The sequence below is a fragment of the Alkaliflexus imshenetskii DSM 15055 genome (assembly GCF_000517065.1).
GTDB classification, from domain to species: Bacteria; Bacteroidota; Bacteroidia; order Bacteroidales; family Marinilabiliaceae; genus Alkaliflexus; species Alkaliflexus imshenetskii.
In genome coordinates this window covers 2,478,352-2,491,810 of sequence record NZ_KI912105.1, presented here as the reverse complement: position 1 = coordinate 2,491,810, position 13,459 = coordinate 2,478,352, and the positions used below count along the sequence as shown (strand labels likewise).

Below are 13,459 nucleotides of genomic sequence, written 5' to 3'. Positions count from 1 at the left end.
TTATCGGATATGGTAACCTGCAGCCGTCATTTCATGAGCCGTATAAAACCCGTACACCTTTTCATCAAATGGATAGTCCCAACTACCAAGCGAATGAAACATCCTGCCGCCAAAACCTGTTTTAAATCGATACAAACCATACATTGGATGAGATTCATCGGGTCCGGGGGAGACACCAAAAAGGTCGTACTCCTTACATCCGTGTGCTTTGGCAATGAGCATGGCCTCTTTTTGCAACGCATAACTTGCCATAAAGTTTTTATTCACCGTGGCAGATGCACCATAAAGATATGTTGCCCGTTTACCCGAAAGTACCAAAAACATTGCAGATAAGGGCATACCCTCAGCCTCGGCAAGCAGCAACTTCACCTGTGCAGGAGATGCGGTATTGTTGGCACGCGCCAATAGAACCGCCTCAAAGTAGTCACGCGGATGAAGAAACAGGCCATTTCGAATTGTTGTTTGCCGGTACAATTCATACCAAACATCCAAATCCTCCATCGCCAATTCACGCACTGTCACTCCTTTGCGTTGAGCTAAGCCAATGTTGTAACGGGTTTTGGGCTTCATGGATGCCATAAGCTCATCCTCCTGTAGGGTTAAATCAAGGAAAATGGTGTGTGCCGGCAAAATATTGGTGTGTGCCTTTTTAATATTCCAATTCACAGTGTCGAAATTAAACCGTAGCTCCTGCATTGGAACATCCGGTGGCCCAGCCCAAATGCCATCATCATGATAATAATCCGGATCGCGTGCCCAGAAAGACTCCCACGACAAGTCGTAACGAATCATTATGGTATCGGATGGCAAATATTCACGTAAACATTCAGATAACTCTTCGATAAAGACACCTTCGGCGCCATCCACAGGCTCAAGTTCGGGGCCATAAGGCACATAGGCAATAGAGTGATTTTTGTCTAAGCGCTGATTAACAACCAGAATATCCGACACATCAGTGTCAGAGGTATGTTCAACCCTGAGAAAATCATCTTTGCTGAATTTAAAATTAAAAGCCATCGACTCTACGCCCATGTTGCGTTTCACTTCGGACCAGAAAGCAGTTTGCTGTACAATTGATGTTTCATAAACTTCAGCAACATCTTTCGGGCATACTTCTTTCAACATATCTTCACTTTTAAATATAATACAAAAAATTACTACAAAAGAAAACCACAATGACTACCCTCGAAGAGTTGTCATTGTGGCAAAAAATACGTTTATATAATGCGACTACTCCAGCCAGCCCAAAATGGTCTGTTTACCTCTTACTTTCTGGCCAAGTTTAACATCAATACGGGTACCAACAGGCAGATACACATCTACACGTGAGCCAAACTTAATGAAACCCATCTGGCTTCCTTGTTGTGCCTTTTCCGATTCAACTGCATAACACACAATGCGTCGTGCCACAGCTCCGGCTATCTGACGAACCACAATGGTTTTACCACTTGGGTGTTCAATGGCAACAGTAGTACGTTCGTTTTCGGTAGACGCTTTTGGCAACCAAGCTGACATGAAACGACCATTGTGGTGGCGAAAATACTTAACCACACCGCTCAATGGAAACCAGTTGATATGTACGTTAAAAACATTCATAAATACGGAAACCATTATGGCTTTCCCTTTCAGAACTTCATTCTCCTCTACTTCTTCAATCACAACAATTTTTCCGTCGGCTGGCGCAATAATGGCATTCTCATGCAAATATCCTTCGCGCTTGGGACTGCGGAAAAAATTCAAAACAAAAAAGAAGAGTAAAAAAGACAATGGCAATGACCAGCGCAACACACTTACCGGTGTCGCAAAAATGCACGCCAACGCCAAATTTATTAGCGCCAGCAAAATGAAAGTAAAGCCCAGGATCTTGAATCCCTCTTTATGGATTGTCATATAAATTAAAGTATTAAATGATTTTAGTTAAATAAAAACCGGATAAGGATAAAGTATCCACAAACCAAAGGCGCGGCAAAAATGACGGCATCGAAACGATCCAGTACGCCACCATGACCCGGGAGCAGTGAGCCGGAATCTTTTACGTTGACACTGCGTTTGAGCATACTCTCTACCAAATCGCCAAAAGTACCCATTATTGCAACAATAACACCGATTATTAACCAGTGAATTACCATTAAGTCACTATCAAAATGCGAAAGTATAAATGCTATTATCAGCGTAAACACAAACCCTCCAATGGCGCCTTCCCAGCTTTTGTTAGGTGAAATACGCGGAAAAAGCTTGTGCTTTCCAAAGTTAACACCTACCAGATAGGCACCAGAATCATTGGCCCATATCAGGAGAAAAAATCCTAGCAATAACCCGTAATCATAAACCCCTGATTTAAAAACCAGAAAATGCAAAAAAGAGAAGGGCAATGCCACGTAGAATGGAATTATCAACGTGCAGGCAATATTAAGTAATGGCGTGTTTGAATTTCGGAAGAGTTCGGTCATGAATACCCCCATTATCATTGGCACTACAAACATAAGCCAACGGGCCGAGATATCGCCTGAGAGCACAAAGAAGGAGGTCACATACCAGAATATCCCAAGAACAAGAGCCCATCCAATTTGGGCACTTACAGGTCGTGCTTTTACCATCTCAACAAACTCGAGCATGCCTAGTAGCACAACGGTGAAGAAGATGAGCAAATATGAATAAGCGTGCCACCACATCCCACCGATGATTGCGACTACAAAAATCACTCCTGTTAAAGTACGCTGCCAGAAATTGCTCATTTTACCTGAAATATATTGAAACCAGAAAGAATTATGTCATGATCCTTCTTGCATCATACGCACTAAAAGCCAGCAACATTCCGGCAAGACAATCATTTAAACAATAAATATAACAACCTTTCTGAAAGGTGCAAAATTAACACAAAGATTGACTTTTAAAAATTTAAGATGCAACATCTATGAAAACTATCAACCTTTTGGGGCCGTGAACGCCTGTCACAAGTGTTTTTTCGATGTCGGCAGTACGACTAGGGCCTGTAATAAGCGTAAACCAGGATGGCAAATTCTCATACTTCATCTTAAAAGAAGCGATGGCATCGCGGATAAAAGGGCGAATTTGTGATGCGCCAGCCAAGACGATGTGTGTTTGAGCCGACACATGAACCTTCCGTCCCTTACCACTGAGACTGCTTACAAGCACCGAACCGCTTCTGGCCACGAGGAAATCACACCCGGTAACGGCCACCAAACTAGAATAATCCTGATTTACCAAAATTCCGGCTTCACTGAGTATTTCACCAATATGCGCATCTTCACAGCAAACTGATGCAATGTTTGCTGACTTAAGAACTTCTGTCAAACCGGACAACATATCCTTTTGATTTTCCACCAAAAAAGCCTCACCTCCAATTAAGTCCAACTCTTGCTTAAATGTAGAAACCAGGTTCTCCGGTGCAGGCATCACATCAATGACAGGTGAAGGCACCACATATGGCGCCTCCCATGCAAAGTCATTGGTTTGCCGTAATCTACTCAGGATACGTTCTCTGGAATTCGGCTTCGTCATACATCGTAATCAAAATACTATGCCTGACTATTATTGTCCTCTTTGGGCTCGATATCTGCAACTGGTTTTTCAGCAGGCTTGCGGCTCCCATTTGAATCTTCCTGAATGACATGATCGCTCAATTGCCTCTTGCCAAATATCTGCTCCAAATCTTCGCTAAAAATCACTTCGCGCTCAAGCAACAACTCGGCCAACTGCACATGTTTACTTGAATTATCGGCGAGAATACGCTTAGCCCTTTCATATTGCTCTTCTACAATACGAGAAACCTCCTCATCGATAAGCTGAGCTGTGCGCTCGCTGTATGGCTTGTTAAAGGCATACTCATTCTGCCCTGATGAATCAAAGTAACTGAGGTTACCAATGCGTTTGCTCATACCAAAATAAGAAACCATTGCATAAGCCTGACGGGTAACTTTTTCCAAATCATTTAGTGCACCTGTGGAGATACGTCCAAAAACCAGGTCTTCAGCTGCTCTACCTCCGAGGGTGGCACACATCTCATCAAGCATCTGCTCCACGGTATTAAGCGAGCGTTCCTCAGGCAGATACCATGCTGCACCGAGCGCTTTTCCGCGCGGAACAATTGTAACTTTCACCAATGGGTGTGCATGCTCAAGGAGCCAGCTTATGGCTGCATGGCCGGCTTCGTGAAAAGCAACAGCCCTTTTTTCATCTTTAGAGATGATTTTATTCTTCTTTTCCAAACCGCCCACGATACGATCAACTGCATCAAGAAAATCTTCTTTCTCAACAAGTTTTTTGTTTTTTCGGGCAGCAATCAAGGCAGACTCGTTACATACATTTGCGATGTCAGCACCTGAAAAGCCAGGAGTTTGACGGGCTAAAAATTCCGATTTCACATCTTCGTTCAATCTCAATGGTCGCAAATGCACCTCAAAGATGGCCTTACGTTCATTTAAATCGGGCAACTCCACGCTTATCTGTCTGTCGAACCGACCTGCACGCATAAGCGCGCGATCCAATATATCGGCACGGTTTGTAGCCGCTAGAATAATTACACCGCTGTTTGTGGCAAACCCGTCCATCTCGGTCAACAACTGATTGAGGGTATTCTCGCGCTCATCATTACCGCTGAAATTCACATTTTTTCCACGCGCCCGGCCAATGGCATCAATTTCATCAATAAAAACAATACAAGGCGCTTTCTCTTTGGCTTTTTTGAAGAGATCACGCACGCGTGATGCACCTACACCCACAAACATCTCCACAAAGTCGGAACCCGACATGCTGAAGAATGGGACATTGGCTTCGCCGGCCACCGCACGTGCCAGAAGTGTTTTTCCGGTTCCGGGAGGGCCAACAAGCAATGCGCCTTTGGGTATTTTACCACCCAACTCCGTGAACTTCTCAGGCTTTTTGAGGAACTCGACAATCTCTTCGAGCTCAATTTTTGCTTCTGCCAAACCAGCCACATCCTGAAAGGTAGCATTTACGCCCGATTCCTTATCGAACATGCGTGCCTTGGATTTTCCAACGTTGAAGATGTTACCTCCCCCCCCGGGACCGCCTTGTGCGCCCATTCGTCGGAAAATAAATATCCAGATAGCCACAATCAATAAAATGGGCCACATCATTACAAAGAAATCTCTGAAAAGATTGGTTCTCTCTTCGTACTCGATGGGCACCGCAATATTTAATTCGGTCTCAACCCGTTTGCGGGCCTCTTCAAACTTATCAACCGATGGAATCTTCACAACCATGTGAGGGCCTGTACGCGGCACCGATTGCTGATCTTTGAAGAATTCGTTATACTTTTCGAGGCTCTCCTCTTTAAATGTAATCTCTGCTTTTCCTTCATTCAAAATCACTGCCACCCGCTTAATATCACCTCCGGGCAATACTTTGCTTTCAAACTCGCTCCAGGGCACACTCTGGGGGCTTTGTCCCATGTTGAAAAGACTAATCGCAACCAGGGAAATCAGGATAATGCCATATATCCAATAAGCGTTGAACTGAGGCAACTTGGGTCCGGATTTTTCCCCATCCGGATTCTTTTTCTCTTCTGCCATTATTATTCTAGTATTTAATTCTTAACGTTTTATCAGCGCAGATTTTTAATGCAAACTACACAACTTGTACGCCTAAGTCGTAAAATGACATCCTTCTGATAGACTATCACGAAACATCAGATCAAGCAACCATTTAGTTAACAAACTGTTAAGCAGTTAAGCGTTTAGACAAAGTGGATTTAAATGGCAGGCCAGGAGCGGTGGAAATCATCAAGTGTTATTTTGCTTTATTCCGATGCCCGGGATTACGCATGACTTCGCATCTAAATATCTTCATCTAAAATAAACAGCAACTAAAAACCGTACTCATCCATCTCGTCGGATTACAGTGTCATCTACAAATCAAAACTCACCAAAAGGGCACCTAGTCCAAGTTGGGGATGTCGGTACGAGGGGCATCCGCCCATAGCGATTCGAGACTATAAAACTCCCTCACCGGACGCTGAAACACATGCACCACAACATCCAAATAATCAAGCAGTATCCATTGTGCATTTGTACGTCCCTCCACATGAAACGGCTTCTCGCCAAGATTCTCACGAACATATTCTTCGACCGAATCGGCAATGGCATCCACCTGCACATTACTTGTACCGTCACATATCACAAAATAACTGGTGATGGTGTTCTCAAGAACTGTCATGTCGAGAACGGTGATATTGCCGCCTTTTCTATCCTGTATCCCTTCAACAATGGCGTCAACAAGCTGTTTTGTTGTCAGATTTTCCTGATTTTCTATCATTATGTTTTTGCTACTCCTTTATAAACAGATTTACAATAAATTAGTTTTCAATCTCACATTGTTTCACCTCACTTATGCCCAAACAGGTGGAAACAAGTAAAAAAACGTTCAAAGATAACACTTTCCAAAGATTTTATTACCTATTTTCGACGATGAAAACATATCTGACCCACGCTATACTTTTCAAGAATTACGATTGATGAACGACAATCCACAGATACTGCGCTTTGACAGCATTGAGTCGACCAACCTGATGCTGAAACAGCTCAACGACGACAACGCCTTACCTGAGTTTTCAGTGGTTATTACAGACCACCAAACCGCAGGTCGTGGTCAGCCAGGCAATAAATGGGAGAGTGAAAAAGGTAAGAATCTCACATTTTCGTTTATCATTCGCCCCGATTTTTTGGATGTACGAGAGCAGTTTCGGATTACTCAGGTTGTCACGGTGGCCATGATGGATCTTCTTTCTACAGTGGCAGAGGGCTTTTCAATTAAATGGCCCAACGACATCTACGCCGGCGACAAAAAAGTAGCAGGCATATTAATCGAGAATAGCTTAATTGGGAATCACATCAACAGCTCCATCATCGGCATTGGGTTAAACCTAAATCAGGAGGAGTTCACATCCAAAGCCCCAAATCCGGTATCGCTCAAACAGATTACCGGCGTCAGCTATGACATCAACCAGATGATGAACGATTATATGAATTGTTTTATCAACCGGTACGCACAATGGCTGGAAGAGGGCGATGCGGTTCTGACGGATGACTACTTCGGGCAACTATACCGTAGCCGTGGCACGTATCGATTCAAAGATGCAACAGGTGAATTTATGGCATCCATACACACCATTGAACCGGATGGGCACCTTCTTTTAGCCACTGAAACGAATGAGATTCGCAGATACGCTTTCAAAGAAGTTTCATTCATACTTTAGGCTCCGTTCAAAGTAAACCACTCATCCCGTTGTCTGGTAGGGATAGCTGGCAATGGCGCCTGTGACAACCTCCAGAAACTTATTTACCGGAGCGGTTACGACCATCTTTAGCATAGGATTGAGATCAGCCTTAATGGTTAACTTCACACGCGTATCGGCGTCTGCAACTTGCTTTAATTGCACCCAAAGGAAGAAGTTAAAAGGCGTTTTACCATCTGCGGTATATTTAATGGCTTTGGGCGCATCTTTATCTACAATTCGCAACCCAATTTCCCCTATACCCTCCACATTAAAGCGGCAAGTATCGCCAGTACTTTCCCATCCGGAAACCTTCCCGGCAGGTAAAAGCGATTCAAAATTGTTGAAATCGGACAAAAAACTAAATACCACATCCGAAGAATGTGGTATAGTTTGTATAGGTCCTTCAAATGTTGTCATTTTTCTGATTTACTTATTCCACTGAGCGGGGTTCTGTCTCCAGGCATCCAATGCATCCAAGTCATCGGAACTCACATAACCTGTCTCAACAGCCACATTTATGAGTGTCTGATAATTGCTTAACGTGTGGAGTTCAACACCTTCTTTGGCAAAATTCTCGGCCGCCACACTAAACCCGTAAGTAAAAATTGCAACCATTCCCATCACCTCGCCACCAAAATCGCGTACGGCCTGTACAGCCTTGAGACTGCTGCCGCCGGTTGAAATCAAGTCCTCTACCACAACCACTTTCTGGCCGGGTTTCAGGTCACCCTCGATTAAGTTCTCAAGCCCATGTCCCTTGGGTGATGAACGAATATACACAAAGGGTTTTCCTAGCACATCGGCCACAAGAGCGCCCTGAGCAATGGCTCCGGTTGCTACACCGGCAATAACATCGGCACCGGCAAACTTCTCACGTATCAACTCGGCAAATCCATCACGGATAAAAGTACGCACTTCGGGATAGGACAATGTTTTGCGGTTGTCGCAATAGATGGGCGACAGCCAGCCGGATGCCCATGTAAAGGGGTTTGCGGGTTGCAATTTAATTGCTTTTATTTGCAATAGCTGAGCGGCAATGGTAGCTTCTGTTGTTTTCACAAGACGGATATTTAGGAATGAATCTAATATTTACGTAATTCTTTGCGGAAACCAGACATTTGATTAAATCGAATCGTCTGATGGCAATAAAAATTCACACTCTATTTCATTACGCAAATGTATAAAATCTTTTTCAAGGATAGGCTCATTTATCTTACGAACCGGATAGATATTGACCTGACCGATGACTTCGGCAGCATTCTAAAATATGCCAATCAGGGAGAACTTTTACAGTTTATTGCCAATTTTGACAGAGATACATCCATAGGTAAAGCGTTCATATATCACCACAACGTATTTGAACTATTGCAAAATTTCAGATTGTGCTTTAAGAATCTGCCGGCAGCAGGGGGTTTGGTATGGAATGCAGAAGGCAACCGTTTTTTGGCAATCAAACGCCTGGGGGTATATGACTTGCCCAAAGGCAAAGTTGAGCCGGATGAAACCTTTGAGGCTGCTGCCATACGTGAAGTTGAAGAAGAGTGCGGGATATCGGGTGTTACAATCATTAAAAAGCTAACCTCTACTTATCACACTTATCACCTTAGAGAACAACACATTTTCAAAGAGACCAAATGGTTTGAGATGAGCTATAAGGGTACAGAAACCCCGTCGCCACAAACATCTGAGAATATAGAGTCGGTTTTCTGGGCGAATCCATCCTCGCTGAGTGATTTCAAAGCGAACACTTATCCTTCGATAATTGAAGTGCTGAAATCGTCGGATGAAATAGATCTGGCAGACTAGTTAACGCCAAATGGTTTCCACACGCAATATGCGGACGTCCTTCACAGGGCGGTCTCCCTGGTAGGTTTCGAGCATTGAGATGCGATCAACCAATTCCATTCCGGAGGTTACTTCTCCAAAAACTGTATAATCATTGTCGAGATGCGGCGCCCCGCCGAGTGTGGTATAAACCTCCCTTTGGCGGGCAGTAAACGTTATACGTTTCTGTATCTCCAAATCATCTAACTCTTCGGGGCGATAGATGCGACCCGAAACAATGTAAAACTGCGACCCATCTGATTCGTCTTTGGGATTGCGTGCACCGGGAAGTTTTGAAGATGCAATGGCGCCACGTTTGTGAAAAATCCCTGGCACAATGCGCATTGGCAATGTGTATCCCGGCCCCTGCCAGCCCACCACATCATTTGGTCCGGCATCACGCGTATCGGCAGCACCCGTCTGGATAAGAAAACCTCTCAATACGCGGTGTACAGTCAGGCTGTCAAAATAATTATCCGTCACCAGGCGAATGAAGTTGTCACGGTATTCAGGCGTTTCGTTATACAGCCTGATATTGATATTGCCCATATTGGTAACTATTCGGAAACCACTAATGGCTGTGTGCGAGGGGTACACACGATCGCTCTTGTTGCTAAGCTCGATAACCGGCCGGGGACTATCCTGTAAAGCCAAAAACCGGTTGAGTAATTTGGCATCCATTACCATATATTGGCCATCATTCCCATTTATGTTTTGAATCAGCACAATACCTGCCAAACCATGATCTTCGTAAAAAGCAGGTTTACCAATCTCCATGGAGGCAGCCAGTTGGTAATAGCCGATACTGTCGTGATTCACATAACCATCCACAGCAACACAGCGAACCAGCAAATCTCCGGCAGGCCTTAATAAAGTATAAAGTGTATCCACTCCGGTGATTGGCTCAACTGGCTGAAGATAATTACTGTTCTTGCGGCGTACCTTAAGTGCCACCAGATCATTGGCTAAATCATAAGCTGTGTACCCATCCACATCAAAAAACTGTTGTGTTCCGGGCGAGGCCATACGCACACGATAGGCACCCTGAATCAGGCTCAGATTGGTTATAACAGTTTCTGAGCCAATATAAAACCCAAATCCACGCTGTAACGCTCTGGTATAATGATCAAAAGTATGTATATCAACCATTGCAGCCACGTTGTCGGTATAGGACCCTCGCAGCTTTTGAATTTCCTGCTGGGCAGGCTGGCTCTGTCCCGAAGGCTTGCAGGCCCACAGCACCAAAAAGGAAAAAAGCAGATAGAGATACTTTATCATATCTATGGTTTCATCAACTAACGGCGTTCAATGGTAATGACCACATCGGTCAGCGGCCGGTCGTTTCGGTCTGTTTTTAAAGCAGCAATGCGGTCGATGACATCCAGTCCTTCAACTACCTCACCAAATACGGTGTAATCACCATCCAAATCTGGAAGTCCGCCAATAGTAGTATATGCGTCGCGCTGTGCATCGGTAAATTTCAGATGGTCAGCCAGGCTGAACTCCAAATCAATTTTTGCGCGAATCTCTCTTATTAACTCGTTGAATGCACGCGGCTCCTCTTCTCTAAGTCTATTTAACTCTTCCACATGCGGCACATAATACTTCTCTCGCAAGTCTCTAAGGATGGGGTTGTTCACCCGCTTTTCGAGAATATCCAACTCATCATTGGTAAATACGCGCCCCTTCACAATATAAAACTGCGAGATGTCGGACATACGAAAATGGTTGATGTGCTCGGGCTGGCGAGGTGCACAAATGGCACCTCTTTTATGAAATCGCTCTTTAACAAACTCCGAACTTATCACTTCCGACTTGCTACCGTAGCCAATATGTCTTCCAGGTGGGGCATTTCGTGAATCCTGCGATCCACCCTGTATGACAAAATTCTCAATCACGCGATAAAAAAGCGTACCGTCGAAGTGTTTGCTTGCCACCAATCTCAGAAAATTATCTCTGTGCTGAGGTGTTTCGTTATATAGCATCACCCTCATGTTGCCCATATTGGTTTTTATGGTCACATAATGCACAGGCTCGTTCGCAAGTGATGGTTCAAACCATCCCCACATCATCAAAAAAACACCAACCCACGTCAACCAATGCTTCATACGCACTACTCCTTAATCAGTTTTATCTTCATCTTTACATCTTTTACTGGCCTGTCCATCAAACCTGTTTCAACGGCAGCAATCTGATCAATCACATCAAGTCCTTCAACAACCTCGCCAAACACAGTATATTCACCATCCAACTGCGGTGTTCCACCAATGGTGGTGTATGCCTCACGCTGCGCATCGGAGAACTGAAAAGAGGGCATTGCCTCAGCTTCGGCAGCTGCATCTTCCGATATTTTTTGCATCAGAGCCTGAAATCCTTCACGATCGCCAGCTTGCTGAAGTTCCATAAACCGCTGTCTGAAAGGTTCCATGTAGCGCATCATCAACATTTGGTACTGTCGGTCGGTCATGGCACTTTCCATCTGTTCCAGCTCTTCGGGTGAAAAAACTTTTCCGTGAACAATATAAAACTGAGAGCCAGACGAACGCTTTTGCGGGTTCCCCTGATCGCCTTGACGGGCTGCTGCCAGGGCACCCTTTTTATGAAATAACTGAGGGTAAATAATTTCTGCATCTATCTTATACCCCGGGTCGCCGGCACCAAGTCGGGCCGATGGAGCGGCATCACGTGATTGCGGGTCTCCACCCTGAATCATAAACTCATTGATGACCCGGTGAAATAGCAAATCGTCATAAAAACCCTGATTCACCAGTTTCAAAAAATTATCCCGATGCAGCGGTGTTTCATCATACAATCTGATTTTTATCTCTCCGTAAGGCGTTTCAATCAGCACCAAAGAAGAGCCTGTGGTAGCAGTTGCCGACTGGCAAAAAACTAAGAGTTGCGACATCGCAACCATCATCACAACAAACAAAAGACGTTTCATTCTATCTCATTAAAACTATTACACAATCAATTTAATACTTCTGAAAAATATTCCAACATCGCTTTTTTAAGGATATGGTTTTGAAAGGAAGGGGTTAACCCTTTGACACTTTTCACTTCTGTGAAACAGGGCCATCCGTCTTCATCCTTGCCGGACTGCTCCAGATATCCCAGGTTGGCAAAGAGTCTGCATTTCCCAAGGTTGATGATGTCCCACTTCTCGTCACGGGTATACTTGGTCATTCCGGTACCCAACTCCTGAATGCCTATTACGAACAGCATAAAGTCAAAATCAGCTGTCACATTAAAATGTTTGCTCACTCTGAGCACCATCTCATCCCACAAATCTTCGCTATATTCCATTATATCTATTTGGTTTATGATTCACTGCATACTCAACAGCTAATCATAACGCAAAGTTTATCAACTCTTCAATATCTCTTTAAAAGCCCTGAGAAAAATCTCTTCGGTGGTTTCCGAAACAATCTCCTCTACCGTTGAATCCTCCACCACGCCAAGCATTGACGCATCCCAATGTTTAAGGTGCCAGTCACCAGCTTCAAACTCCAAAGCGGTCATGTTGTCCACCCAATCGCCTGAGTTCAGATAGGTCACAATGCCAATTGGGGTCATTATGCGCTTCTTCACCGGACGGTGTATGTGTCCGCAAATCACATAATGGTATCCTTTACGGATGGCCAGACGAGCTACCATCGCTTCGAATTTGGTAACGGTCTCTTTATTGCCGCCTTTCACCTTATCTTTTATCTTTCCGGCCAGCGAAATTTTCTTTCGTCCAAAGAAAACCAAAATGGCATTTACCATGCGGTTGATGCCGGTCAGAATGCCATATCCCACAGACCCCATCTTTGCGAGCCATTTGGAGTGGTGCATCACCACATCAAACACATCACCATGAAATATCCAGGTTGAACGGCCGTCAAGTGTAAGCAACAGTTTATTGTCTATCTTAAACCGGCCAAAATCTATCCCGGTAAAACGGCGGGCTATTTCATCATGATTGCCGGGGATGTAGATAATCTCCGTTCCCTCTTCCAGCATTTTAAACAAATACCGAACCACTTTAAGATGGGCGGCAGGAAAATATCCCGGAGAGAACCGCCAGGCATCAATAATATCGCCATTAAGAACAAGCGTTTGTGGTCTGATGCTTTTTAGGTAAGCATGCAACTGTTCCGCCTTACTGCCGTAGGTTCCCAGGTGGGCATCCGAGATGACCACTGCTCTTACAGGCCTTTTTGAAGATGATTTCGTAGTCATACGCTACCGGTTTCTAGCTCTTTCCCACAAAAATCGTAAAAAATATTGGGAGAATGTCAATTAAGCCAAAGCGAATTACAATTTACTACCGTAAGACAAATGCAAACCCCCGTCTGCATTAACCTGCAAACGGGGGTTTTATAAATAAATCTT

The 13,459-nt window shown here is 44.4% G+C and carries 15 protein-coding genes; 2 read left to right on the top strand and 13 right to left on the bottom strand.

Features of this window, described 5'->3' with window-relative positions; all coding sequences use genetic code 11:
• From ALKIM_RS0110455 to rsfS, 6 genes are all read right to left on the bottom strand, one after another.
• Positions 1-1,125 (bottom strand): lipid II:glycine glycyltransferase FemX, encoded by a 1,125-nt coding sequence (locus tag ALKIM_RS0110455; protein ID WP_026474601.1) that lies wholly within the window; start codon positions 1,123-1,125, stop codon positions 1-3.
• A gap of 105 nt (positions 1,126-1,230) precedes the next feature.
• Entirely contained in the window at positions 1,231-1,890 is a 660-nt protein-coding gene (locus ALKIM_RS0110450) for a phosphatidylserine decarboxylase family protein (RefSeq protein ID WP_026474600.1), read from the bottom strand.
• Between the two features lie 23 nt (positions 1,891-1,913).
• Positions 1,914-2,735 (bottom strand): phosphatidate cytidylyltransferase, encoded by an 822-nt coding sequence (locus ALKIM_RS0110445; protein ID WP_026474599.1) that lies wholly within the window; start codon positions 2,733-2,735, stop codon positions 1,914-1,916.
• 163 nt (positions 2,736-2,898) lie between these two features.
• The gene (locus ALKIM_RS0110440; RefSeq protein ID WP_026474598.1) at positions 2,899-3,522 is read right to left on the bottom strand and encodes a LutC/YkgG family protein; all 624 of its coding nucleotides are present in this window, start codon (positions 3,520-3,522) and stop codon (positions 2,899-2,901) included.
• A gap of 17 nt (positions 3,523-3,539) precedes the next feature.
• Positions 3,540-5,555, bottom strand: coding sequence for an ATP-dependent zinc metalloprotease FtsH (gene ftsH, locus ALKIM_RS0110435; RefSeq protein ID WP_026474597.1), 2,016 nt, complete (start codon positions 5,553-5,555; stop codon positions 3,540-3,542).
• A 364-nt stretch (positions 5,556-5,919) separates the two neighbouring features.
• A complete protein-coding gene (rsfS, locus tag ALKIM_RS0110430) occupies positions 5,920-6,297 on the bottom strand; it encodes a ribosome silencing factor (RefSeq protein ID WP_026474596.1) in 378 nt (125 codons plus the stop codon).
• Positions 6,298-6,496: 199 nt separating this feature from the next.
• Between rsfS and ALKIM_RS0110420 the strand changes: the two genes are divergently transcribed.
• The gene (locus tag ALKIM_RS0110420; RefSeq protein ID WP_026474595.1) at positions 6,497-7,237 is read left to right on the top strand and encodes a biotin--[acetyl-CoA-carboxylase] ligase; all 741 of its coding nucleotides are present in this window, start codon (positions 6,497-6,499) and stop codon (positions 7,235-7,237) included.
• 21 nt (positions 7,238-7,258) lie between these two features.
• Here the strand turns inward: ALKIM_RS0110420 and ALKIM_RS0110415 are convergent, their stop codons facing one another.
• Together ALKIM_RS0110415 and pyrE are read right to left on the bottom strand one after the other, a co-directional pair.
• Complete coding sequence (locus tag ALKIM_RS0110415) at positions 7,259-7,675, bottom strand: SRPBCC family protein (RefSeq protein WP_026474594.1); 417 nt, start codon at positions 7,673-7,675, stop codon at positions 7,259-7,261.
• A 9-nt stretch (positions 7,676-7,684) separates the two neighbouring features.
• Positions 7,685-8,317 (bottom strand): orotate phosphoribosyltransferase, encoded by a 633-nt coding sequence (gene pyrE / locus ALKIM_RS0110410; RefSeq protein ID WP_026474593.1) that lies wholly within the window; start codon positions 8,315-8,317, stop codon positions 7,685-7,687.
• A 117-nt stretch (positions 8,318-8,434) separates the two neighbouring features.
• Here pyrE and ALKIM_RS0110405 point away from each other — a divergent pair, with 117 nt between their 5' ends.
• Complete coding sequence (locus tag ALKIM_RS0110405) at positions 8,435-9,064, top strand: NUDIX hydrolase (protein WP_044117881.1); 630 nt, start codon at positions 8,435-8,437, stop codon at positions 9,062-9,064.
• Here the strand turns inward: ALKIM_RS0110405 and ALKIM_RS19320 are convergent, their stop codons facing one another.
• Genes ALKIM_RS19320 through ALKIM_RS0110380 form a run of 5 tightly spaced genes read right to left on the bottom strand, consistent with a single transcriptional unit; the run spans position 9,065 to position 13,306 of the window.
• Positions 9,065-10,360, bottom strand: a complete 1,296-nt coding sequence (locus tag ALKIM_RS19320; protein WP_052345520.1) for a peptidylprolyl isomerase — start codon at positions 10,358-10,360, stop codon at positions 9,065-9,067.
• Between the two features lie 17 nt (positions 10,361-10,377).
• Complete coding sequence (locus ALKIM_RS0110395) at positions 10,378-11,190, bottom strand: peptidylprolyl isomerase (RefSeq protein WP_026474590.1); 813 nt, start codon at positions 11,188-11,190, stop codon at positions 10,378-10,380.
• Between the two features lie 5 nt (positions 11,191-11,195).
• Positions 11,196-12,026: a peptidylprolyl isomerase gene (locus ALKIM_RS20340; RefSeq protein WP_026474589.1), complete on the bottom strand. Its 831-nt coding sequence runs from the start codon at positions 12,024-12,026 to the stop codon at positions 11,196-11,198.
• A gap of 26 nt (positions 12,027-12,052) precedes the next feature.
• Positions 12,053-12,388, bottom strand: coding sequence for a hypothetical protein (locus ALKIM_RS0110385; RefSeq protein ID WP_044117879.1), 336 nt, complete (start codon positions 12,386-12,388; stop codon positions 12,053-12,055).
• Positions 12,389-12,448: 60 nt separating this feature from the next.
• Positions 12,449-13,306 carry a UDP-2,3-diacylglucosamine diphosphatase gene (locus ALKIM_RS0110380; protein ID WP_026474587.1) on the bottom strand — a complete coding sequence of 286 codons (858 nt, stop codon included), beginning with the start codon at positions 13,304-13,306 and terminating at the stop codon, positions 12,449-12,451.
• Positions 13,307-13,459 lie beyond the last annotated feature (153 nt).